The sequence below is a fragment of the Ruania zhangjianzhongii genome, assembly GCF_008000995.1.
GTDB lineage: Bacteria > Actinomycetota > Actinomycetes > Actinomycetales > Beutenbergiaceae > Ruania > Ruania zhangjianzhongii.
On the sequence record NZ_CP042828.1, the window covers coordinates 2781195 to 2803135 of the forward strand.

Consider the following 21941-nt stretch of genomic DNA (forward strand, 5'->3'; position numbering starts at 1 on the left):
GGACGCCGGTTCTGTTCCGCCCGGGCGGTGAAGGTGGTGTGAAGTTGGCGGGGACGCCTCGTGATTAAAGTGGAGTTCGTGACTACCGAGACGATGACCTACCGCCAGCTGGGTGCCTCCGGGCTGACCGTGTCCACTGTGGGACTAGGCTGTAATGCTCTGGGCGCAACGGTAGCGGACCACGACGTCCCTGGCTTGGTGAGAGCCGCCATTGAGGCAGGAATCACCTTCTTCGACACCTCCGACACCTACTCGCTCGGCCGGAGTGAGCACCTGCTCGGTCGAGCGCTCGGGCCGATGCGGGACGACGTGGTGGTGGCCACCAAGTTCGGGATGGACGCCCGGGGACTGAACGGCCCGGACTGGGGGGTGCGCGGCTCGCGCCGATACATCCGCAGAGCCGTCGAGGGCTCGCTGCGCCGCCTGGGCACCGACCATATCGACCTGTACCAGATGCATCAGCCCGATCCCCGGACCCCGATCGAGGAGACGCTCGCGGCGCTGCACGAGCTGGTACTCGAGGGCAAGGTGCGCTATCTCGGCTCCTCGAACTTCGCCGGCTGGCAGGTGATGGACGCCGACTGGACCGCCCGCACCGGCGGGCTCACCCCGATGATCTCCGCGCAGAACCAGTACAACCTGCTCAACCGCGGGATCGAGACCGAACTGGTGCCCGCCGTCGAACATGTCGGTGCCGGCATCCTGCCGTTCTTCCCGCTCGCCTCGGGCTTGCTGACCGGGAAGTACCGTCGCGGTCAGGACGCCCCCGCCGGCACCCGGCTGACTAGCCGGCCGGACCGGCTGGCGAACGCCGATTTCGACATGATCGAGGCGCTGCAGAGCTTCGCTGCGGAGCGGGAGCTGAGCCTGCTGCAGGTGGCCATCGGTTGGCTCGCCGCTCAACCGGCGGTCGCCTCGGTGATCAGTGGTGCCTCCAAGCCGGAGCAGGTGCGGGCCAACGCTGCTGCCGCAGCCTGGGAGCCGACAGCGGCGGACCTCGCCGCCCTGGACGAGATCACCGGCAGGTGAGAACGGCCCCGCCGGCCGAACTGGTCGCGCGGCTGCGCTCTGCCGGGTGCGTGTTCGCCGAAGAAGAGGCCGCGCTGCTGGTCGAGACGGCCGAGAACGAGGCGCAGCTGGCCGAGCTCAGCAACCGGCGCACCGGCGGCGAGCCGCTGGAGCAGGTGCTCGGCTGGGTAGCCTTCGACGGGCTCCGGCTGCGCCTGCGGCCGGGCGTTTTCGTCCCACGGCAGCGGACCACCTTCCTCGTACAGACCGCGGCCGCGCTTGCTCCCCGCCGCGGCGTCGTAGCGGATGTGTGCTGCGGCGTGGGCGCTGTTGCTGCGGCGCTGGCCGCGCGGCGTCCGGATCTGGACCTGTTCGCCACCGACCTGGACCCGGTGGCGGTGGCCGTGGCGCGGGAGAACCTGCCCGATCAGGTCGGCACCGGCTGTGGTGACCTACTCACAGCGGTCCCGCTGAGCTGGCGCGGGCAGCTGGGGGTCGTGGTGGCGAACACCCCGTACGTACCCTCGGCAGAGATCTCGGGGTTGCCGCCCGAGGCGCGCGAGCACGAGCCGCTGGCCACGCTCGACGGCGGAGCGGACGGACTGGACCTGCAGCGTCGCCTTGCTCAGCAGGCACCCGGGTGGCTGGCGCCGGGGGGCAGGGTGCTGACCGAGATCGCCGCCGCTCAGACCGATGCCGCTGTCACGGCATTCGCTGCGGCCGGGTTCGACGCCCGGGTACGCATCAGTGCCGAATGGGGCAGCGGGGTACTGGTGGCCCAGCTGTCCGAGTGAGGGCCATCCCGCGCTTTCCGCAGATCGTCGCACGCGTTCGCCGCGTCCCGACAGGACGCGGCACACCGATGGACTGCGCCACGGAGCGCGGCAAAGCGGCGTCCGGCTGCCGCGGCTACTCGCCGGTGGCGCCGTCGATGGCCTCGCGGATCAGGTCCGCGTGGCCGTTGTGCCGGGCGTACTCCTCGATCATGTGCACCAGGATCCAGCGCAGGCTGTGCCGCTGCCCGTCCGGCCAGCCGCGGACCGCGAGTGCGTCCAGTCCGTCGGTGAGCCCGTTCTGGGCAGTCTCTCGGGAGTGGGTGACCGCGTCCTGCCAGAGAGTGAACAGCTCGAGCGGGGAGTCCTCCGACGCTGAGGTCCACTCCCAGTCCGGCTCGGCGTTCCAGTCCACCTCACGCCAGAGGGCGGGCATATCTTGGCCGAGGAACATCTCGGTGAACCAGTGCTCCTCCACCCAGGCCAGGTGCTTGAGGATGCCGCCCAGGGTCATCGTCGAGGCGGCAACGCGCACATTGAGACCGGCGGCAGCCAAGCCGGAGCACTTCCAGTGCAGGGTGCCGCGCTGGAACTCCAGGAAGCTGGTCAGCGTGTGCCACTCGTCCACGGCCAACGGCGGATCGACGCGGCCCTGCTCGTCGAGGATCACCTCGCTGAGCTCCGGTGCTGCGGCGGGCAGTGCGGGAATCGTGGCATCAGTAGTCATCGGAATCGAATCTATCGCCTCAACGGGGGCAGGCACGGATCAAGTGCCGGGTGGAGTGCGCAACGAATACGCCGTCGGCGCGGATCTGCGCATCGAGATCGCGCAGCCGGTCGGCGTAGCCAGCCACGGTGAAGTCTGGCACCCACCAGACACATTTGCGCAGGATCCACACCACTGCGCCGATGTCGAAGAACTCCATCCGGCACCGAGCGGTGCGCAGCTCGACCCTCTCGAGGCCGGCCCGCTCGGCAGCGCGGACCTCCTGCTCCGGGTCCCGGCCCTGGCCGTCGCGGGGGAGCGGGCCGAGGAAGTGCTCGCTCAGCTCGACCGCGGACGCCGGGCCCACGTGCTGGGCGAGGTAGTGGCCATCGGGAGCGAGCAGGCGGGCGATCTCCGCCCACTGCGGGGAGACCGGGTGCCGTGCGGTGACCAGCTCCACGGAGTGGTCGGGCAGCGGCACAGGTGCACCGGCATCAGTCTCCAGCACCTGCACCCCTCGCGGACCCAGCAGCGCCCTGGCTCGGGCGACGTTCGGTGGCCAGGCTTCGGTCACGGACATCGAGGCCGGCAGCCGCGGCACCTCAGCGATCACCTCGCCGCCGCCGGTGTCCAGATCCACAGCGCTCTCGACCCTCGCGAGCGCGTCGGTGAGCAGCTGCAGGTACCCCCAGGGCGGCCGCTCCTCGGTGGCCCGTCCGTCCAACCAGGAGAAGCCCCATCCGGTCACGTCGGCGCCGGCCGCCTCACCCACCAGGTCCTCGAAGTCACGCATCTGTCGATGCTGGCTGACTCCGCGACGTCCGGGCAAGGGAGATTCTTCGCTCTCGATCCCTCCCGGATCGAGCCGCGCTCAGGACGCGGACGGGGTGCGCTTGGTGACCAGGCGCTGGACGGCGTCGTCCATATGCGCCACCAACAGGGACTTGGCCTGCTCCAGGGTTCCGGCGGCGATCGCGTCCTGGAGTTCGACGTGCTCACGCACCTGGGTGCTCAGGTCCGGGTAGGTGGTCTCCAGCTCGCCGAGGCACATCCGGGTCTCCACCACCAGGGTGCGCATCGCGCGGATCAGCCGCGGGCTCTGCGAGCACGCCACCAGCTTCTCGTGGAAGGCGTGGTCGGCGTCGGAGACGCCCGGAGCGCTGTCCCGGCGGGCCGCCGAACGCATCGCGGTGATACTCGGCGTGAGCGCCTGCGCGGTCTCCTCCCGGCGCCCCGCCATCACCAGCTCCAGGGCGCCGCGCTCGATCGCCGACCGGGTCCGGTAGATGTCCTCGACGTCGTCGGTGGACAGTTCCGTGACGAACACGCCACGGTTGCGGATCGCCTCCAACAGCCCTTCGGCCACCAGTCGTTGCATCGCCTCGCGTAGCGGTCCGCGGGAGACATCGAGGCGTTCGGCGAGCTCGGTCTCGCCGAGCTGCTCACCCTGCTCCAGCCGGCCGGCCATGATCGCCCCGCGCAGCTGCTCGGCCACGTACTCCACCGTCGACTGACGCTTCGGCGGTCTCAGCTCACCGACCGGCATCGACCCTCCCCGCTGCGAACAGTGCTCCGAGCCGGGCACTGTACCGGGGCGCCCCGGCAAGGCGCAGGCCCTCCCAGATGGTGACCTGGTTCGCGGTCAGCACCGGTTGACCGAGCCGGCGTTCCAGCTCCGGCAGCACGGCGAGGGTGCGCATCGCGGTGTCCGGAATGAGCAGTGCCTGGGCGTCGGCATGGTCGTTTCCGATCGCGAGCGCGGTGACCTCGTCCGCGGAGAGGTTCCCCACCTCGGCGGCGGTGTCGATCCCGGCGCTGGAGAAGGAGACCACCTCGACCCCCGCGGAGGCGAGGTAGTCCGCGAACAGGCGGGCGACGTCGTCGGGGTAGCTGGCGGCGACCGCGACCCGGGTGAGTCCGAGCGCAGCCAACGCCGCCAGGTAGGCGCGGCTGGTACTGGAGGTGGGGACACCGGTGATCTGCGCCAGCTGGTCCACCTGCTCCTCGGCACCGTCCGGTCCGTAGACGAAGCTGCCGGAGGTGCACGCCCACACCACCGCCTGCGGATGCTGCGGTGCCAGCAGCCGTGCGCCTTCGGCCAGCCGGCCCGGGCTGCCCAGATCGAGCAGCTCGGGCACTGCGTGCAGGTCAGTGCCGTAGATGTGCGCCACCGGGAAGTGGGCGTCGAGCCAGCCGGCGGCCAGTGGATAGTCGTCCTCAGCGGCGTGGTCGGGATAGATGAACCCGACAGTCGGAGTCGTGTTCATGACACTCCTTCCTCGAGTACGTCTGGCGGTGCCCCGATCTCGGGCGAAGGCGGCACGTCGGCGTCCTCCTGAAACACCCCGCGCAATGAGTCGCCGGGACCGACCATCGGCAGCCCCATCCGGCCCAGGCAGGCCCAGATGGTGAGCTGGTTCGCGGTCAGCACCGGTTTGCCCAGGTTGCGCTCCAGCGGGGCGATGATGTCGTACGTGGGCAGATTCGTGCAGGAGACGAAGATGGCCTCCGCGGCCGGGTCGTCGGCAGCCATCACCAGGTCGGCCACCGTACGGTAGTTCACCTTCCAGATCCCGCCACCCAGTCCGAGATACTGCGAGCGCACCACGGTCACGTCCAGCTCGCCGAGGAACTCCTCCAGCCGCCGGGTGAGCGGCTCGTCGTAGGGGGTGACCACCGAGATCGAGCTCAGTCCCAGCGTGCGGACCGCCTCGGCCAAGGCGCCGGACGTGGTCAGGCCGGAGGGTGCGCCGGCCGACTCGATCGCCGCACAGAGAGCCTCCTCGTACGCGACGCCGTGCACGAAGCTGCCAGAGCTGCACAGGAACGCGACTACCTCCGGCTCCACCCCGAGTACATCCCGGGTAGCGGTCTGCAGGTGGTCGGTGGCGGAGACCAGCTCGGCCATCTCCAGGCTGACCGGCACCGGTTCGTACGGGGTACGGGCCAGGTGCAGGCTCACCTCCATCGGTGCCCAGCGCCACAGCTCGCGCTCCAGTGCCAGGTCGAAAGGCGCGATGATGCCGATACCGCGTTGGGCCAGTGGGCCCTCGAACTCCGCGTCGCTCACTTCCACATATCTCACCTTTGCATCGGCGGATCATCTGATTGTTGACAATAGTAGGAGCGGCTCATACGTTGTCAATATGCGAGATCGGCCCGTTGTCGTGCTGCACGACGGCGAGGTGCCCAGCCCCGAGACGATGGCACCTCTCCAGCAGCTCACCCAGGTGCAGTACACCGATGAGGCGGGCCTCGCCGAGGCCTTGCCCGGCGCCGAGGTGTTGTTCGCGTACCACTTCACCTCGAAGGCGCTACCGGGGGCCTGGCACGCAGCCGATACGCTGCGCTGGCTGCATGTGGCGGCCGCCGGTGTAGACCCGTTCATGACCGAGGACGTGCTCGCCTCCGACGTCGTGGTGACCAACAGCCGGGGCGTGTTCGACGAGGCGATCGCCGAGTACGTGCTCGGCCAGGTGCTCGCGTTCGCCAAGGACCTGCCCGGCTCCTGGCGGCGGCAGCAGGAACAGCACTGGGAACACCGGGAGTCCGAGCGGGTCGCCGGCACCCGCGCGCTGGTGGTCGGCACCGGTCCGATCGGGCGGACGATCGCACGGTTGCTGCGCGCGGCCGGACTGCAGGTGCGAGGCTCCGGGCGCCGCGCCCGCGAGGACGATCCGGACTTCACCACGGTGTGCGCCCAGGAGGACCTGCCCCGTGAGCTCGCTCGAGCGGACTGGGTGGTGCTCGCGGCACCGCTGACCGACGCCACCCGGGGAATGATCGACACCGACGCGCTGGCCGCGATGCGCCCTGGTGCCCGGCTGATCAACGTCGGCCGCGGCGAGCTGGTCCGCACCGACGACCTGGTCAGTGCACTGCGCGATGAGGTGATCGCCGGTGCAGCCCTGGACGTGATGGATCCGGAGCCGTTGCCGGCCGCGCACCCGCTGTGGCAGCTGCCCACGGCGCTGATCACCCCGCACAACTCCGGGGACTTCGTCGGCTGGCGCCGTGCGCTGGTCGAGCTGTTCGCCGAGAACCTCGCCCGCTGGCAGGCGGGGGAACAGCTGGAGAACATCGTGGACAAGACCATGGGATACGTACCAGGGAGCTGACGTGGAACCCACCGAGATGACCGCCGTCGAACTCGTCACCGCCTACGGCGCCGGTGACCTCTCCCCGGTGGAGGTGACTTCCGCCGTCCTCGATCGGATCGAGGAGGTGGACCCGGAGCTGAACGCCTACAACCTGGTGGACTCCGAGGCGGCGCTGGCCCAAGCAAAGGAGTCCGAGCAGCGGTGGCAGTCCGGCTACAGCAAGGGCTTGCTCGACGGTGTGCCGATCTCGATCAAGGACATCTTCCTCACCAAGGGCTGGCCCACGCTGCGCGGGTCGGCCTCGGTGGATCCGGACCAACCGTGGGAGGTGGACTCCCCGGTGGCCGCCCGGCTGCGCGCGGACGGGATGGTGTTCGTCGGCAAGACCACCACCCCGGAGATCGCGTGGAAGGCCGTCACCGACTCCCCGCTGACCGGGATCACCCGCAACCCGGCGGACCCGACGAAGACTGCTGGCGGCTCGTCCGGTGGAGCCGGTGCAGCAGTGGCTGCCGGGATGGCACCGCTGGCTGTGGGTACCGACGGCGGGGGAAGCGTCCGGATCCCCGCGAGCTTCTGCGGGATCGTCGGGTTCAAACCCACCCAGGGTCGGATCCCGATGTTCCCGGCGAGCCCGTTCGCGCCGCTGGCTCATGCCGGGCCGATGACCCGGACAGTGGAGGACGCGGCGCTGCTGATGGACATCCTTGCGCTGCCGGACCACCGCGATCCCACGTCGCAGGCGCCGCCGCACCTGACCTACCGGGGGGAGTTCAACCGGGAGGTCACCGGGATGCACGTGGCCTACTCCCGCGACCTCGGCTACCTGCAGGTGGACGAAGAGGTGGCGCAGATCGTGGACGCCGCTGTAGCCAAGATCGACCAGGCCGGACTGCACGTGACCGCGGCCGACCCTGGCTTCGGCGATCCGATCGAGTCGTTCGAGAAGATGTGGGCCAGTGGTGCGGCGACGCTGCTGCGGACGATGCCCGGCGCCCGGGAGACCATCGATCCCGGTCTCGGTGCGGTGTGGGACCTGGGGGAGAGTCTCAGCGCGATCGACTACATCCAGGCCCGTGGTGTCGGTGCCGCCGTCGGCATCCGGATGGGGGAGTTCGGCGAGGAGCACAACGCGCTGCTCACTCCGACCGTGGCGATCCCGCCGTTCGAGGCCGGCCACGACGTACCCCCGGACAGCGGGATGACCCGGTGGCCGCAGTGGGCCGGGTTCAGCTTCCCGTTCAACATGACCGGGCAGCCGGCGATCAGCATCCCGGTCGGCCACACCGCCGCCGGACTGCCTGTCGGCCTGCAGATCGTCGGTCCCCGGCACGCGGACGACCTGGTGCTCGCGCTCGGCCGGTTCGTGGAGTGGCTGCTGGCCTGATCAGGGGGTAACTCCGGCGGCGGCCGGGCCGGGGTCACGTTGTTCACCGGTAGCCGTGCGCCGGCCATGGGGAGGTCACCTGCGCGTCATTCGCAGGTCTCAGGCTGGCGTGGTCCATCACCGCCACCCCTTGCCGGAGACACCGTGCTGCCTGACCACCGATCCCTCCGACCACTCGCCACCGCGGCCCTCGCCACCGCGCTCGGCGCCATGCTGACCCTGCCGGCGAGCGCCGCACTCCTCGAGACCGACGATGCCCGGACGAATGTGATCGTCCTGATCGCCGACGGTATGGGCTACAACCACATCGATGTTGCCAACCTCTTCACCGACGGCCAGGCGACCTACCAAGACCAGGAGGTGAATCCCCACCTGGCCACCCACGGTTCGGACTCGGTTCCGGTGCAGGACTACCAGAGCTTCGACGTCCAGCTCGCCGTCGAGACCGGCTACATCTACTCCCAGCCGTACGCCGGGATCGGTGCGTGGGACACGCCGCGGCACGCGACCCGCGACAACCCGAACGAGCGGCTCAACGTCACGGACTCCGCCGCCGCAGCGACCGCCATGTCCACCGGAGTCCGGACGAAGGGTGGCTTTCTTGGCCTGGACGATGACGAGGAGCCGCTCCTCGACATGGTGGACGTCGCCAGCACCGAGGGTCTGGCGACAGGGATCGCGACCACGGCGCGGTTCTGGTCCGATACTCCGGCGGGTTTCGCCGTGCACACCGACGACGATGACACCGACGGCATCATCGCCCAGTTGCTGGGGCACGAGGACCTCGACGTCATCATGGGCGGCGGGCACCCTGAGTTCACCAACGACGGTGAACCGAAGCCGGGGTACTTTCGCTACCTCCACCAAGACGTGTGGGAGGGCCTCAACGGCGGACCGGCCGTCGAAGGGCTCCCGGACTGGACATTGGTCGACGATCGCGCCAGCTTCCAGGGGCTGGCGACCGGCGAGACTCCGCAGCGGGTCTTCGGTCTCGCGCCCACGGACGGCGCCCTATTCCACGATCGCCCCGGCGATCGTGAGATCCCGTTCGCCGAGCCGAGGTCGGAGGAGATTCCCCGGCTGCCCGAGATGGCCCTAGGCACGCTGAACGTCCTCGCCAACGCCAGTGCGGACGGGTTCTTCGCGCTGATCGAGCAGGCGACCGTCGACAGCGCCGGCCACGCCGGCGAGCTCGGTCGCACCATCGAGAATATGGTCGCGTTCCACGAGACCGTCGACGCCGTTATCGAGTGGGTGGAGACCGAGTCCTCGTGGGCGGAGACCACTGTCATCGTGACCGCCGACCACGAGACCGGAAACCTGCAGGGGGCAGGCACCCTGGACAGCGGTGGCTTCGAGCCGATCACCGGCTCCGCCGGCGAGCTTCCCGCCGCCGAGTTCACCGACTTCACGGACGGCGAACCGGGGGAGCAGAACCCGCACTACCACACCCACCAGCTCGTTCCGCTGTTCGCCCAAGGACCGGCCGCGGACGCCTTGGCGGCAGCCGCCACGAACACCGACCCGGTGCGCGGCGCCTACCTGCAGAACACTGATATCGCCCACGTCCTGCACGCCGAGCTGCGGTCCGCGAACGATGCACCAGAGCCAGAGCCAGAGCCAACGCAGGACCCGGAGCCGGAGCCGACCGACGCGCCGTCACCTGACCCTGCCCCGGCACCGGGGCCCGAACCGGAACCGACCGGACCCGGTGAGGCTCCGGGGATGGACCCCACCGCCGGTGGCGAGCCCCAGCCGGACGAGACCGACGCCCCCGAACCCAGCGACGGTGCACCGGAACCGGCCGACGAGCCGGCCACCGGGACGGCTGCCTCCGACAGTGGCGCCCTGGCGCAGACCGGGGTGAGCGCCGCTGGCCTCCTCGCCACAGTCGCCGCCGCTTTCCTGCTCACCGGCGGCCTCACCCTCGGCATCCGCCGGAGCCGAGCCCACGCAGGCCCGCCGACCGAGGGGTGAGTTCAGTCTGCCCGCGCATAGCTGAGCCGCTCGCCGACGAACCCGTGCCGCCACAGGTCGTTGCAGGCGGCCGCTATCGCGGGCAGACCCACCTCGATGGTGGCGAACACATTGCCCGGCACCCAGCCGACGTCTCCGTTCAGCAGCAGGTTGTTCCGGTCGTAGAAGATCGCCAGGTCGGTGGCCCCGTTCTCGGCGTGCGCCTGGGAGTCAGCCTCGTAGCCGTAGGCGGGGTTGCCGATCTCCCACGGTTCGAAATCGAACAGACACACATCTCCCGGGATCGGGGTCACGGTCGGGTTCTCCCGCCGCGGGGCGGTGGTGATCCGGGGGACCAGGGCGTAGACCTCGTTCCGAGCGAACTTGGCGTGCACGGCGTCCCCGGACTGCGGGAGCGAATCCCAGACCGCCCGGCTGGTAGCCGGCGCAGCCTCGTCCAGCAGCCGCGCCCGGCAGCTGATGCCGGCGCGCTCCAGGGTGATGGTGATGTATCGCGGCATGACCGCCTCCTAGCATCCGAGGGCTCAGACTTCGGCGAGGACGTCGGACCAGATGCTCAGTCCTTCCTCGATCTCCGCGGCGGTGATCACCAGCGGCGGGATCATCCGCACGGTGTTCATGTACGCCCCACAGGTGAGCATCAACAGCCCCTTGTCCGCGGCAGCCTGCTGGGCAGCGGCAGCCCGAGCGGTGTCCGGCCGACCGTCGGCGGTGGTGAACTCCGAGCCGACCAGCAGTCCGAGGCCCCGGACATCACCGATGGCATCAGTGGCCAGATCCCTCGCCCCGGCGAGTAGTTGATGGCCCCGCTCGGCGGCGTTCGCCACCAGGCCCTCGTCCTCGATCACGTCGATCGTGGCCAGCGCCGCGGCACAGGAGACGGCGTTCGCACCGTAAGTTCCGCCCTGAGAGCCAGGCCAGGCCTTGGCCATCAGCTCGGCGGAGGCCGCCATCCCGGAGATCGGGAAGCCCGAGGCCAGTCCCTTGGCGATGGTGATCACGTCCGGTCGGACGTCGAAGTGGTCGTGTCCGAAGAACTTCCCGGTGCGGCCGAACCCGGTCTGGATCTCGTCCATCACCAGCAGGATGCCGTGCTCGTCCGCGCGCTGGCGCAGCCCCTGGAAGAACGCGGTGTTACCGGGGATGTACCCACCCTCACCGAGCACCGGCTCGACGATGAACGCGGCCGTCTCCGCCGGGGAGCTCACAGTGGCGAACAGGTAGTCCAGCTCCTGCAGCGCAAAGGCGGTGGCCTCCTCCTCGCTCCAGCCGTACCGGTAGGCGGTGGGGAACGGGGCCACGTGCACACCGGCCATCAGCGGTGCGATACCAGCAGAGAACCGGGTACCGGAGGTGGTCATGCTGGCGGTGGCCAGAGTGCGGCCGTGGAACCCCCCGTGGAAGACGATCACGTTCGGGCGGCCGGTGGCCTGCCGGGAGAGCCGCAGCGCCGCCTCGACCGCCTCGCTGCCGGAGTTGGCGAAGAACACCGAGTCCAGGCCCTCAGGCAGCACGTCACCGAGGCGGGTGACCAGGTCCTGCAGCGGCCGGTGCATCACCGTGGTGTACTGCCCGTGCACGAGCTTGCCGATCTGCTCCTGAGCAGCAGCAACCACCCGGGGATGGCAGTGCCCGGTACTGGTGACCCCGATCCCCGCGGTGAAGTCCAGATAACGGCGACCCTCGCCGTCGAAGACCTCACAGCCACGGGCGTGGTCCACCACGACAGGGGTGGCCTGGCGCAGCAGGGGTGACAGGGTAGCCATAAGTCCTCCAAGCAAAGTATTGTCGGATTGTCGACAATACTTCTCGGCTAGCGATGAGGCAAGGAGTTGCAGATGGAAACCAGCACGAGCATCACGACCAACGAGCGCGCGGCGATCGACTCAGTCCCCAAGGGCCTGTTCATCGGCGGCCAGTGGCGCCCCACCGCAGCGACCCTCCCGGTGGAGGATCCGTCCACCGGCGAGGTCCTCTGCGAAGTCGCCGACGCCACACCCGCGGAGGCCCTTCCGGCCCTGGATGCTGCCGCTGCCGCGCAGGCGGACTGGGCCCGCACCGCTCCGCGCGAGCGCAGCGAGATCCTCACCCGCGCGTATGACCTGATGATCGCGGAGAAGGAACGGCTCGCGCTGATCATGACGTTGGAGATGGGTAAACCACTGGCGGAGGCGCGCGGCGAGGTCGGCTATGCGGCCGAGTTCCTGCGGTGGTTCGCCGAGGAGGCGGTGCGCATCGACGGCGGGTACATGACCGCCCCCGCAGGCGGCTCGAAGTTCCTGGTGTCCAAGCAGCCGGTCGGCGTGAGCCTGATGATCACGCCGTGGAACTTCCCGCTGGCGATGGGTACCCGCAAGATCGGCCCAGCGATCGCCGCCGGCTGCACCTCGCTGATCAAACCGGCGGCACAAACGCCGCTGTCCACGATGGCGTTCGCCGAGCTGCTCACCCGCGCTGGTCTGCCGGACGGGGTGGTGAACGTGGTCACCACCTCCAGCTCGGACGAGGTGATGACCCCGCTGATCCTGGACGAACGGTCCCGCAAGCTGTCCTTCACCGGTTCCACCGGGGTGGGCAAGCACCTGCTCGAGCTGTGCGCGAAGACGGTGATGCGCACCTCGATGGAGCTCGGCGGCAACGCACCATTCCTGGTGTTCGCCGATGCCGACCTGGACGCTGCCGTGGACGGGGCGATGCTGGCCAAGATGCGCAACATCGGCCAGGCCTGCACGGCGGCGAACCGGATCCTGGTGCAGCGAGAGGTAGCGGCGGAGTTCGCCGAGCGACTAACCACCCGGATGCGCGAGCTGCCGATGGGGCGCGGCACCGAGGACGGTGTCGTGGTGGGTCCGCTGATCGACCAGCGCGCCGTGCAGAAGGTCACCGACCTGGTCGCCGATGCCACCAGCCGGGGCGCAACCGTCCACCTGGGTGGACAGGCCCACGAGGGGAAGGGCCACTTCTACCCGGCGACCGTGCTCACCGACGTCTCCCCGGACGCCGAGATGGGCAGCACCGAGATCTTCGGACCGGTCGCCGCGATCACCCCGTTCGACTCCGAGGAGGAGGCCATCGCCCTGGCCAACGACACCCCCTACGGCCTGGTCTCCTACGCCTACACCCGGGATCTGGCCCGCGGCTTCCGCGTCGGCGAGGGGCTCGAGGCGGGCATGGTCGGGCTGAACCTGGGCGTGGTCTCCAATCCGGCCGCCCCGTTCGGCGGGATCAAGGAGTCCGGATTGGGCCGCGAGGGCGGTTTCCTCGGCATCGACGAGTTCCTGGAAACCAAATACATCGGGATCGCGATCTGAGGGCTTCACCCCGTGGTGGAGGTCGTGACACGATCGGGGCATGGCCTCCACCACGGCTGCGGAGCAGCGGCTGCAGGATCTGCGGCTGCTCCGGCGCGTCCGCGACCGGATCGACCGGGAGTACGCGCAGCCGCTGAACGTCGAGGCGCTGGCCAGCGAGGTGCACATGTCCGGCGGTCACCTGAGCCGGCTGTTCCGGGCTGCCTACGGCGAACCGCCGTACAGCTATCTGATGACCCGGCGGGTAGAGCGGGCGATGACGCTGCTGCGCCGCGAGGAGACCTCGGTGACCGACGTGTGCTTCGCCGTCGGCTTCTCCTCGCTGGGCACGTTCAGTACCCGGTTCAGCGAGCTGGTGGGGATGCCGCCCAGCCAGTACCGGGACGAGCTGGCGGAGTCGGTGCAGGGCATCCCGCCGTGCATGGCCAAACGCGTCACGCGACCGGTCAGGAATCGAGAAGCCACCCCGGGGGCCGCGCTCTAGGCTGAATCGCATGGACATCACGATTCACGCAAGCTTCCTCCCGCACACCGACGCCGAGGCAGCGCTGGGCTTCTATCGCGACGCGCTCGGTTTCGAGGTCCGCAAGGACGTCGGCTACCAGGACATGCGCTGGCTCACCGTCGGCCCGCCGGGACAGCCGGACGTCAACATCGTGCTCTACCCGCCCACTGCCGACCCGAACATCACCGAGGAGGAGGGCAAGGTGATCACCGAGATGATCACCAAGGGCACCTTCGCTTCCCTGCTGCTCGCCAGCCCGGACGTGGACGCCGCGTTCGCTGCGGTGCAGGCCCACGACGTGGAGGTGGTCCAGGAACCGACCGACCAGGACTGGGGGATGCGCGACTGCGCGTTCCGCGACCCGGCCGGCAACATGGTCCGGATGCAGCAGGTGGGCTGACCGCCATGTGCAGCCCGGGCAAGGAAGGTCCACCAGCGATGCGCACGGCGCGCAACCTCGCCGCAACCTCCGCGGCCCGCCTGGGGGTGGGTCCCACCCGGGACGTGGTGATGATCGACGCCCAGGTGGAGCGGATCGTCTCCGCCAGCGACCCGCAGGCTGCGGACACCATCGGGGAGGCCTACGCGGCCCAGGCGGACTGGGACCCGCGCGGTGCGGACTCGCAGGTGTACGTTGTCCTGCACCCGGCCCGCATCCAGGCCTGGCGGGAGGCCGACGAGCTCACCGGTCGCACCGTGATGCGCGATGGCGCGTGGTTGGTCTGACCCGTACGGCCGCCAGCCGGCCGATACTCTTGTCCCCGCCTGCTCGACCGATCGAAGGAGACCAGCCCTGATGGCCAGCACTGCACAGGCCCCCGCGAGCACGCATCTGGCGGACAGCCACGAGAAGATTCGGGTACACGGCGCGCGGGAGAACAATCTCGCCGGCATTGACGTAGAGATCCCGAAGCGCCGGTTGACCGTGTTCACCGGGGTGTCGGGCTCGGGGAAGAGCTCGCTGGTGTTCAACACCATCGCCGCCGAGTCCCAGCGGATGATCAACGAGACCTACAGCGCCTTCGTCCAGGGCTTCATGCCCAACCAGCCGCGCCCCGATGTGGACCTGCTGGACGGACTGACCACCGCGATCATCGTGGACCAGGAACGGATGGGCGCCAACCCCCGGTCCACCGTCGGTACCGCGACCGACACCTACACGATGCTGCGCATCCTGTTCAGCCGGATCGGCACCCCGCACATCGGCTCACCGCAGGCGTTCGCCTTCAACGTCGCCTCGATCAGTGGTGCCGGGGCCGTGGAGATCGAGCGCGGCGGAGAGAAGGTGCGCGAGCGGCGCGACTTCAACATCGTCGGCGGCATGTGCCCGCGGTGCGAGGGCCGCGGAGACGTCAGCGATTTCGACCTCACCGCGCTGTACGACGAGAGCAAGTCCCTGTCCGAAGGGGCGCTGACCGTTCCCGGCTACAGCATGGACGGCTGGTACGGCCGAATCTTCTCCGGCGCCGGCCTACCGATGGACAAGCCGATCGGCCAGTACACCAAGAAGGATCGGCACAAGCTCCTCTACGCGGAGCCGACGAAGATCAAGGTGGAGGGCGTCAACCTGACCTACGAGGGGCTGATCCCGAAGATCCAGAAGTCCATGCTGAGCAAGGACCGGGAGGCGATGCAGCCGCACATCCGCGCGTTCGTGGACCGGGCGATCACCTTCGACGTCTGTCCGGAGTGCCAGGGCACCCGGCTCAGCGAGGGGGCGCGCTCGGCGAAGGTTGCCGGGATCAACATCGCCGAGGCCGCCACGATGCAGATCACCGATCTGGCCGAGTGGGTGCGCGGTCTGGACGAGCCGTCGGTGGCTCCGCTGCTGACCTCGCTCGGCGAGACGCTGGACTCGTTCGTGGAGATCGGGCTCGGCTACCTGAGCCTGAACCGGCCAGCCGGGTCCCTCTCCGGCGGCGAGGCACAGCGGACCCGGATGATCCGGCACCTGGGCTCCTCCCTGACCGACGTCACGTACGTGTTCGACGAACCGACGATCGGGCTGCACCCGCACGACATCGAGCGGATGAACACGTTGCTGCTGCAGCTGCGGGACAAGGGCAACACGGTGCTGGTGGTCGAGCACAAGCCGGAGACGATCGCGATCGCCGACCATGTGGTCGACCTCGGCCCCGGCGCCGGCACCGACGGCGGGCAGATCACCTTCGAGGGCACCGTGGACGGCCTGCGCGGCAGTGACACGATCACCGGCCGCCATCTGGATGACCGCGCCCGGCTGAAGGAGTCGGTGCGCGCCGGCTCCGGCGCGCTAGAGGTGCGCGGCGCGGACACGAACAACCTCCAGGGTGTGGACGTCGATCTCCCGCTCGGGCTGCTCTGTGTGCTCACCGGCGTGGCCGGCTCCGGGAAGAGCTCGCTGATCGCCGGGTCGGTGGCCAAGCGCGACGGTGTGGTGCTGATCGACCAGAGCGGGATCAAGGGTTCGCGTCGGTCCAACCCGGCCACCTATACCAACCTGCTGGACCCGATCCGGAAGGCATTCGCGAAGGAGAACGAGGTCAAGCCGGGCCTGTTCAGCGCGAACTCCGACGGCGCCTGCCCGGCCTGCAAGGGCGCCGGGGTGATCTACACCGAGCTCGGCTTCATGGAGACGTTCTCCACCACCTGCGAAGAGTGCGACGGCAAACGGTTCCAGGCCAAGGTGCTGGAGTACACCCTCGGCGGGAAGAACATCGCCGAGGTTCTGGAGATGTCGGTGGCCGAAGCCACGGCGTTCTTCGCCGATGGTGCGGCGAAGGTGCCGGCGGCGCACAAGATCTTGGACCGGCTGGTGGACGTAGGCCTCGGCTACGTGAAGATCGGCCAGCCGCTGACCACCCTCTCCGGTGGCGAACGGCAGCGGTTGAAGCTGGCTGTGCAGATGGGCGCCAAGGGTGAGGTCTACGTCCTGGACGAGCCGACCACGGGGCTGCACCTGGCCGATGTCGAGCAACTGCTCGGCCTGTTGGACCGGTTGGTGGACAGTGGCAAGTCGGTGATCGTGATCGAGCACCACCAGGCGGTGATGGCGCATGCGGACTGGATCATCGATCTGGGTCCGGGGGCAGGGCACGACGGCGGTCGCGTGGTTTTCGAGGGCACGCCGGCTGATCTGGTGGCCGGTAAGAAGACCCTGACCGGCAAGCACCTGGCGGAGTACGTCGGCGCCTGATCGGTCTCAACTGGCCGTGGTGGGCTCGGTTCGTCCGAACCGGGCGAGGTAGTGCCAGACGCGCTTGAGGGACTGCAGGTCGTGCCGGCCCGTGCGGGCGGCACGACCGACGAGGTCCGGGGTGAGCACCGGCCCGAGCGATAACGCGAGCTCGACATACTCGGCGCCGCGATAGCTGGGGTCGAGATCGGCCGTGGCCACCCGGAACCCGGGGTGGTAGCGCACCGGGCAACCGAGGCCTGCGGCCGACGCGGCCACCGGGGAGCCCGCGAAGCAAGGGTCGAGCACGATTGCCTCGACGTCGTGGGCGAGCACGACCGGCCCGTGTACCTGTGCCTCCACGGCGTCGTCCAGGTGGTCCAGATCGGTGGCACGGTCCGCGAGCACGCAGAGCCGGGGGAGCAGCTCCGGGCCGCCATGGTCCGCGGGCTCGAACACCGAGTCCGGGAAGCAGAACGTGGTCCGGTCCACGACGGCAGGACGGAGCTGCAGGTAGGCGGAGCCGAATCGGGCAGCGCCGCCATAGGGGTCACCGCGCCGGTTCCACGCGCCGTAGACGGGGCGTTCTTCGGCCGGGCCGGAGTCGTACCGGCCGGCGAAGAGCCGGCTCTCCCAGCGCCAGCGATCACCACCGGGGTGGGCGGTGAGCCCGCCGTTGGAGATACCGGTGACGAACTGTGACCGGTAGCGGCCGGTGGCTGCGAGCGCCTCGATCACCATCCGACCCTGGTGCGGGAAGTCCGGGTGGAACTGCAGCGTCACGGCGGGCTCGACCAGCAGCGGGTCGGTCCCGCTCCCTCGATCGGACATGCTGAGCCTCCACCGCGCACAGACTGGGCTTGCCATGATGCCAGTGGGCGGATCATCGCATCTGTTGCTCACCAGCGAATATGGCGCCATAATGGCGCCATGCCCAGCGTGCAGATCAAGAATGTCCCCGAAGAGACTCATCGGGTGCTGCGCCGTCGCGCCGCAGCAGCGCACCAGTCTCTGCAGGAGTACCTTCGCGCCCAGTTGATCGAGCAGGCGAAGCAACGCAGTCTTGATGACGTGCTTGCCGATGCGGCGGCGCAGTCCGGCGGATCAGCAACTTTCGCCGACACGGTGGCCCTGGTGCGGTCCGATCGTGATCGTCGTTGATGCCAGCGTCCTCGCCCCGGTACTGGCGGACGACGGCCCGGACGGCCGCGTCGCTCGTGCCCGGCTGGCTGGAGAGCAACTCGCCGCTCCGGAGGTGATCGACCTGGAGGTCGTCTCCGTGGTCCGTGGTCTGGCCATCGCCGGAAAACTCGGAGCCGCCCGGGCAGATCACGCGATCGAGGCACTAGCGGCGCTACCCATTGCTCGTGCCTCCCATCGTCACCTGACCAGGCGCTGCTGGGAACTGCACCACAATCTCACGCCGTACGACGCGGCCTACGTCGCTCTGGCGGAAGCACTGGAGGTGCCGCTGGTCACCGCGGACGCACGGCTGGCGCGCGCGTCTGGTCCACAGTGCGCGATCGAGTTGCTCAGCTAGGCTCGGCGACCGCCACGCACGGTCTGGGACCATCGGAAACCCGGCGCGCTCAGTCCAGGCAGAACTCGTTGCCCTCGGGATCCTGCATCACGATGAAGCCGTGGCTCATCGGTGGGTCGGGCTCGAACCGCTGCACCCGAGTGCCGCCGAAGGCCACCAGCCGAGTGCACTCCGCCTCCAGCGCAGCCATCCGCTCCTCACCGTCCAGCCCGGCTGCGGCCCGCAGGTCCAGGTGCAGCCGGTTCTTGGCGGTCTTCGGCTCGGGAACCCGCTGGAAGAAGATCCGCGGTCCCACGCCGTCGGGATCTTCCAGCGCCGAGTTGCTCCGGCGCTCGGACTCCGGCACCCCGGTGCGCGCGAGGAACTCGTTCCAGACGCTGAACGGGTCGGTGCCCTCGGGGATCTCGTAACCCGGGGGAGCGGGGTGCACGTACCTCAACGCCTCGGCCCAGAAGTAGGACAGCGCGACCGGGTCGTGAGCGTCGAACGTGACTTGGAACGTGGTACTCATGCGGTGCCTCCATGGGTGTGCAGGTACAGGTCGCGCAGCAAGCAGACCTCGGACATGTGGTGGATCAGCTCGCGGTTGATGTGCAGCACCAGGACCGCCATCGCGGCGTCCGGGTACGGCTCCGCTGCACCCACCGGCACGGCGAGACCGTCCGCACCCAGCGAGCGCACGCCGTCCAGCCAGACGTCGAGCTGGGTGTTGAACTGCTCCAGCGCCCCAGCCGCGGTGCCGGCGTAGTCCCAAGATTGATAGGTCGCCGGCGGAGCCCCGAAGTGCGCGGCGTTCCGGGCGGCGAGCACCCCGACGATCACGTGGCCGAGTCGCCAGGCGATCGTCGTGAATGGCGCAGGGTCCGGCTCGGGGAGCGCGAAGTCGATGGTGAAGTCGCCGGAGCCCGCCTGCACCGGCGCCGTGGAGGCGCCTCGCGGGTGCACGTTCCACGCGCCGGGTACGGGGGAGTAGAAATACTCCTCATCGGTCAGCCCGGCCAGCCGCCGCTGCCAGAGGGCACTGCGGTGGAAGGTGATCTGTTCGAGGAGTTCGTGGTTCCAGTCCACTGTCGTCGTCATACCACCACCGTCCTCGACCAAGAGGACAGGAGCGGTCCGCTAGGACACGGATATCCCTCGAGCGGCGCGGTACTCCTCGAGGAACTCCGCGATCCGCCCGATCGCTTCTTCGAGCATCTCCACGTCCGGCAGCGTCACCAACCGGAAGTGGTCCGGGTTGGGCCAGTTGAAGCCGGTGCCATGGGTGACCAGGAGGTGCTTGGAGCGCAGCAGGTCGATGACGAACTGCTGGTCGTCAGCGATCGAGTACACCTCGGGATCCAGTCTCGGGAAGCAGTACAGGGCGCCGTCCGGGCGCACTGACGAGACACCGGGGATCTCGTTCAGCAATCGGTCGGCGAGCATCGACTGCTCGTAGAACCGCCCGCCCGGGCCGACGAACTCCTCGATCGACTGGTAGCCGCCGAGCGCGGTCTGGATCGCGTGCTGCGCCGGGACGTTGGAGCACATCCGCATGTTCGCCATCAGGGTCAGGCCCTCGATGAAGTCCGCGGCACGGTCCTTGGGACCGGAGATCATCAGCCAGCCGGCCCGGTAACCGCACACCCGGTAGGCCTTGGACAGGCCGCTGAAGGTCAAGCAGAGCACGTCATCGTCGGCGTAGGTGGCGGTGTGGTGGTGCTCGGCTCCGTTGAACAGGATCTTCTCGTAGATCTCGTCGCTAAAGAGCACCAGGTCGTGCCGGCGGGCGATGTCCACCAGCGCTTTGACGGTCTCCTCGGAGTAGACGGCGCCGGTGGGGTTGTTCGGGTTGATGATCACCAGCGCATGGGTGTTCTCGGTGATCTTCGCCTCGATGTCCGCCAGGTCCGGCATCCAGCCGTTGGATTCATCGCACAGGTAGTGCACCGGGGTGCCACCGGCCAGCGACACTGCGCCGGTCCACAGCGGGTAGTCCGGGGCGGGGACGAGGATCTCGTTGCCATCGTCCACGAACGTCTGCAGCACCATCGAGATCAGCTCGGAGACGCCGTTGCCGATGAACACGTCCTCCACGTGCGCATCTTGCAGACCGTGCGACTGGTAGTACTGCGCGACGGCGGTCCGGGCGGAGAAGATGCCGCGAGAGTCGGAGTACCCCTGCGCCTCGGGCAGGTGGTGGATCACGTCGGCCTGGATCGCCTGCGGGGCCTCGAAACCGAACGGCGCCGGGTTGCCGATGTTGAGCTTGAGGATCCGGTGCCCGAGGGCTTCCAGGCGCTGTGCCTCGACCAGGATCGGTCCGCGTACGTCGTACCGGACGTTCCTCAGCTTCTTGCTCTGTTTGATGGTGCGCACACTCCATCTTTGCAGGCGCGCCAGGGACTACCGGTGCTGATTCTCGGTGTGCCGCGATCTGGCCCATCGACCAAGCGGACAGACGAAGTCCGCATCGGGTGGCAGAGTGATGCCCCATGGAAGGACTGGAGCGAGTGGAGCGGGGGACCGCGGAGCGAGTCCTGGCACTGCTCGGACTGCTGCAACGACGCCAAGTCTGGACCGGACCGGAGCTCGCCGGCCAGCTGCACGTGACTACTCGCACCGTGCGGCGGGACGTCGACCGACTCCGCGGGCTCGGGTATCAGGTCCAGGCCGGTCAGGGCACCGGCGGCGGCTACCGGCTCCGACCGGGGCAGGAGGTGCCGCCGTTGCTCCTGGAGGACGACGAGGCGATCGCCGTAGCGGTGGCCCTGTTGGCCGGCGCCGGAGCGGGAGTGGCCGGCACCGGCGAGGCGGCACTCGCTGCCCTGACCAAGCTCGACCGGGTGCTGCCGGTGCGACTGCGGCACGAGGTCCGCGCGCTGACCAGTGCGGTCGAGTCCTTCGGCGGCGCCAGCGTCGGCGTCGCCGCGGACCTGCTGATGACGCTCGCCCGCGCCTGCCGGGACGAGGTGGAGGTCGGGTTCGACTATCAGTCCGGGGACCAGCGGCAACGGCGGCGGGTGGAGCCGTACCGGCTGGTCACCTCGGCGGCGCACTGGTACCTGCTCGGCTACGACATCGACCGCAGCGACTGGCGCACCTTCCGCCTGGACCGGATGAGCGAGGTGGCGGCGCGCACCTGGCGGTTCACCCCGCGGCCGGCACCGGATGCTGCCGCGCACGTGCAGGAGGGCGTGGCCAGCCGGGCCTATCCTCGGCAGGCTCGTTTCCTCGTCCATGCCCCCGCGGCCACGGTGCGCAACCAGATCCCGGCGCGGGCCGCCGTCGTGCAGGAGCAGAACGACCAGCAGTGTGAGGTGCGAGCGGGCGCAGACAACCTGGACTTCGTGCTGCTGCAGGTGGCCCTGCTCGGGCATGAGTTCGAAGTGATCGACCCTGCGGACCTGGCCGAGCGCGCCGCGGAGGTCGGCCGGCGCCTGGCCCGCGCGCATCCCTCGTGACCTGATCGCCCTGCACTGGTGTCGTGGGGATGCGCGG

24 protein-coding genes are annotated in these 21941 nt (G+C 69.2%); 13 read left to right on the forward strand and 11 right to left on the reverse strand.

Translation table 11 applies throughout. The features are described 5' to 3' along the window. Positions 1 to 93: 93 nt before the first annotated feature. The gene (locus FU260_RS12900) at positions 94 to 1029 is read left to right on the forward strand and encodes an aldo/keto reductase (protein WP_147919478.1); all 936 of its coding nucleotides are present in this window, start codon (positions 94 to 96) and stop codon (positions 1027 to 1029) included. Continuing rightward, on the forward strand, positions 1026 to 1802 hold the full coding sequence (locus tag FU260_RS12905; RefSeq protein WP_147917431.1) for a putative protein N(5)-glutamine methyltransferase: 777 nt from the start codon (positions 1026 to 1028) through the stop codon (positions 1800 to 1802). Before FU260_RS12900 ends, FU260_RS12905 begins: the two co-directional genes overlap by 4 nt. A gap of 115 nt (positions 1803 to 1917) precedes the next feature. On the opposite strand, the gene FU260_RS12910 is transcribed toward FU260_RS12905, so the two are convergent. The 5 genes from FU260_RS12910 to FU260_RS12930 all read right to left on the reverse strand — a co-directional run bounded on the left by FU260_RS12910 (position 1918) and on the right by FU260_RS12930 (position 5563). Beyond that, positions 1918 to 2508: a DinB family protein gene (locus tag FU260_RS12910; protein WP_147917432.1), complete on the reverse strand. Its 591-nt coding sequence runs from the start codon at positions 2506 to 2508 to the stop codon at positions 1918 to 1920. Positions 2509 to 2527: 19 nt separating this feature from the next. Continuing rightward, complete coding sequence (locus FU260_RS12915) at positions 2528 to 3280, reverse strand: class I SAM-dependent methyltransferase (RefSeq protein ID WP_147917433.1); 753 nt, start codon at positions 3278 to 3280, stop codon at positions 2528 to 2530. A 78-nt stretch (positions 3281 to 3358) separates the two neighbouring features. Next, positions 3359 to 4033 (reverse strand): GntR family transcriptional regulator, encoded by a 675-nt coding sequence (locus FU260_RS12920; protein WP_147917434.1) that lies wholly within the window; start codon positions 4031 to 4033, stop codon positions 3359 to 3361. Continuing rightward, positions 4020 to 4754 (reverse strand): maleate cis-trans isomerase family protein, encoded by a 735-nt coding sequence (locus FU260_RS12925; RefSeq protein ID WP_147917435.1) that lies wholly within the window; start codon positions 4752 to 4754, stop codon positions 4020 to 4022. The genes FU260_RS12920 and FU260_RS12925 overlap by 14 nt, the downstream gene beginning before the upstream one ends. Continuing rightward, the gene (locus FU260_RS12930) at positions 4751 to 5563 is read right to left on the reverse strand and encodes a maleate cis-trans isomerase family protein (RefSeq protein ID WP_168211770.1); all 813 of its coding nucleotides are present in this window, start codon (positions 5561 to 5563) and stop codon (positions 4751 to 4753) included. Before FU260_RS12930 ends, FU260_RS12925 begins: the two co-directional genes overlap by 4 nt. 70 nt (positions 5564 to 5633) lie before the next feature. Between FU260_RS12930 and FU260_RS12935 the strand changes: the two genes are divergently transcribed. From FU260_RS12935 to FU260_RS24395, 3 genes are all read left to right on the forward strand, one after another. Next, positions 5634 to 6605 (forward strand): D-2-hydroxyacid dehydrogenase, encoded by a 972-nt coding sequence (locus FU260_RS12935; protein WP_147917436.1) that lies wholly within the window; start codon positions 5634 to 5636, stop codon positions 6603 to 6605. A 1-nt stretch (position 6606) separates the two neighbouring features. Beyond that, positions 6607 to 7974: an amidase gene (locus FU260_RS12940; protein ID WP_210418080.1), complete on the forward strand. Its 1368-nt coding sequence runs from the start codon at positions 6607 to 6609 to the stop codon at positions 7972 to 7974. A gap of 144 nt (positions 7975 to 8118) precedes the next feature. After that, positions 8119 to 9951: an alkaline phosphatase gene (locus FU260_RS24395; RefSeq protein ID WP_168211771.1), complete on the forward strand. Its 1833-nt coding sequence runs from the start codon at positions 8119 to 8121 to the stop codon at positions 9949 to 9951. A gap of 2 nt (positions 9952 to 9953) precedes the next feature. On the opposite strand, the gene FU260_RS12950 is transcribed toward FU260_RS24395, so the two are convergent. Further along, positions 9954 to 10451: a DUF3830 family protein gene (locus FU260_RS12950; protein ID WP_147917438.1), complete on the reverse strand. Its 498-nt coding sequence runs from the start codon at positions 10449 to 10451 to the stop codon at positions 9954 to 9956. Between the two features lie 24 nt (positions 10452 to 10475). Next, positions 10476 to 11717 (reverse strand): aspartate aminotransferase family protein, encoded by a 1242-nt coding sequence (locus tag FU260_RS12955; RefSeq protein ID WP_147917439.1) that lies wholly within the window; start codon positions 11715 to 11717, stop codon positions 10476 to 10478. Between the two features lie 72 nt (positions 11718 to 11789). Here FU260_RS12955 and FU260_RS12960 point away from each other — a divergent pair, with 72 nt between their 5' ends. The 5 genes from FU260_RS12960 (at position 11790) to FU260_RS12980 (ending at position 16942) form a co-directional block, all read left to right on the forward strand. After that, positions 11790 to 13262, forward strand: a complete 1473-nt coding sequence (locus tag FU260_RS12960; protein WP_147917440.1) for an NAD-dependent succinate-semialdehyde dehydrogenase — start codon at positions 11790 to 11792, stop codon at positions 13260 to 13262. Between the two features lie 40 nt (positions 13263 to 13302). Further along, complete coding sequence (locus tag FU260_RS12965; protein ID WP_147917441.1) at positions 13303 to 13746, forward strand: helix-turn-helix transcriptional regulator; 444 nt, start codon at positions 13303 to 13305, stop codon at positions 13744 to 13746. A 10-nt stretch (positions 13747 to 13756) separates the two neighbouring features. Beyond that, a complete protein-coding gene (locus tag FU260_RS12970) occupies positions 13757 to 14167 on the forward strand; it encodes a VOC family protein (RefSeq protein ID WP_147917442.1) in 411 nt (136 codons plus the stop codon). A gap of 38 nt (positions 14168 to 14205) precedes the next feature. Beyond that, the gene (locus tag FU260_RS12975) at positions 14206 to 14493 is read left to right on the forward strand and encodes a hypothetical protein (protein ID WP_147917443.1); all 288 of its coding nucleotides are present in this window, start codon (positions 14206 to 14208) and stop codon (positions 14491 to 14493) included. A 70-nt stretch (positions 14494 to 14563) separates the two neighbouring features. Continuing rightward, complete coding sequence (locus FU260_RS12980) at positions 14564 to 16942, forward strand: ATP-binding cassette domain-containing protein (protein ID WP_147917444.1); 2379 nt, start codon at positions 14564 to 14566, stop codon at positions 16940 to 16942. Between the two features lie 6 nt (positions 16943 to 16948). Here the strand turns inward: FU260_RS12980 and FU260_RS12985 are convergent, their stop codons facing one another. Next, positions 16949 to 17752, reverse strand: coding sequence for a DUF3626 domain-containing protein (locus FU260_RS12985; protein WP_187368391.1), 804 nt, complete (start codon positions 17750 to 17752; stop codon positions 16949 to 16951). Positions 17753 to 17851: 99 nt separating this feature from the next. Here FU260_RS12985 and FU260_RS12990 point away from each other — a divergent pair, with 99 nt between their 5' ends. Both FU260_RS12990 and FU260_RS12995 read left to right on the forward strand, forming a co-directional pair. Continuing rightward, on the forward strand, positions 17852 to 18082 hold the full coding sequence (locus tag FU260_RS12990) for a FitA-like ribbon-helix-helix domain-containing protein (RefSeq protein WP_147917445.1): 231 nt from the start codon (positions 17852 to 17854) through the stop codon (positions 18080 to 18082). Beyond that, complete coding sequence (locus FU260_RS12995; RefSeq protein WP_147917446.1) at positions 18069 to 18461, forward strand: type II toxin-antitoxin system VapC family toxin; 393 nt, start codon at positions 18069 to 18071, stop codon at positions 18459 to 18461. Before FU260_RS12990 ends, FU260_RS12995 begins: the two co-directional genes overlap by 14 nt. Positions 18462 to 18510: 49 nt before the next feature. Here the strand turns inward: FU260_RS12995 and FU260_RS13000 are convergent, their stop codons facing one another. From FU260_RS13000 to FU260_RS13010, 3 genes are read right to left on the reverse strand one after another with little or no spacing between them, the layout of a single operon-like run. Beyond that, positions 18511 to 18972: a VOC family protein gene (locus FU260_RS13000; RefSeq protein WP_147917447.1), complete on the reverse strand. Its 462-nt coding sequence runs from the start codon at positions 18970 to 18972 to the stop codon at positions 18511 to 18513. Beyond that, positions 18969 to 19541 (reverse strand): DinB family protein, encoded by a 573-nt coding sequence (locus FU260_RS13005; protein WP_147917448.1) that lies wholly within the window; start codon positions 19539 to 19541, stop codon positions 18969 to 18971. Before FU260_RS13005 ends, FU260_RS13000 begins: the two co-directional genes overlap by 4 nt. Before the next feature lie 39 nt (positions 19542 to 19580). After that, entirely contained in the window at positions 19581 to 20819 is a 1239-nt protein-coding gene (locus FU260_RS13010) for a pyridoxal phosphate-dependent aminotransferase (RefSeq protein ID WP_147917449.1), read from the reverse strand. A gap of 116 nt (positions 20820 to 20935) precedes the next feature. On the opposite strand from FU260_RS13010, the gene FU260_RS13015 reads away from it, so the two are divergent. Continuing rightward, entirely contained in the window at positions 20936 to 21904 is a 969-nt protein-coding gene (locus tag FU260_RS13015; RefSeq protein ID WP_147917450.1) for a helix-turn-helix transcriptional regulator, read from the forward strand. The last annotated feature ends 37 nt before the right edge of the window (positions 21905 to 21941 follow it).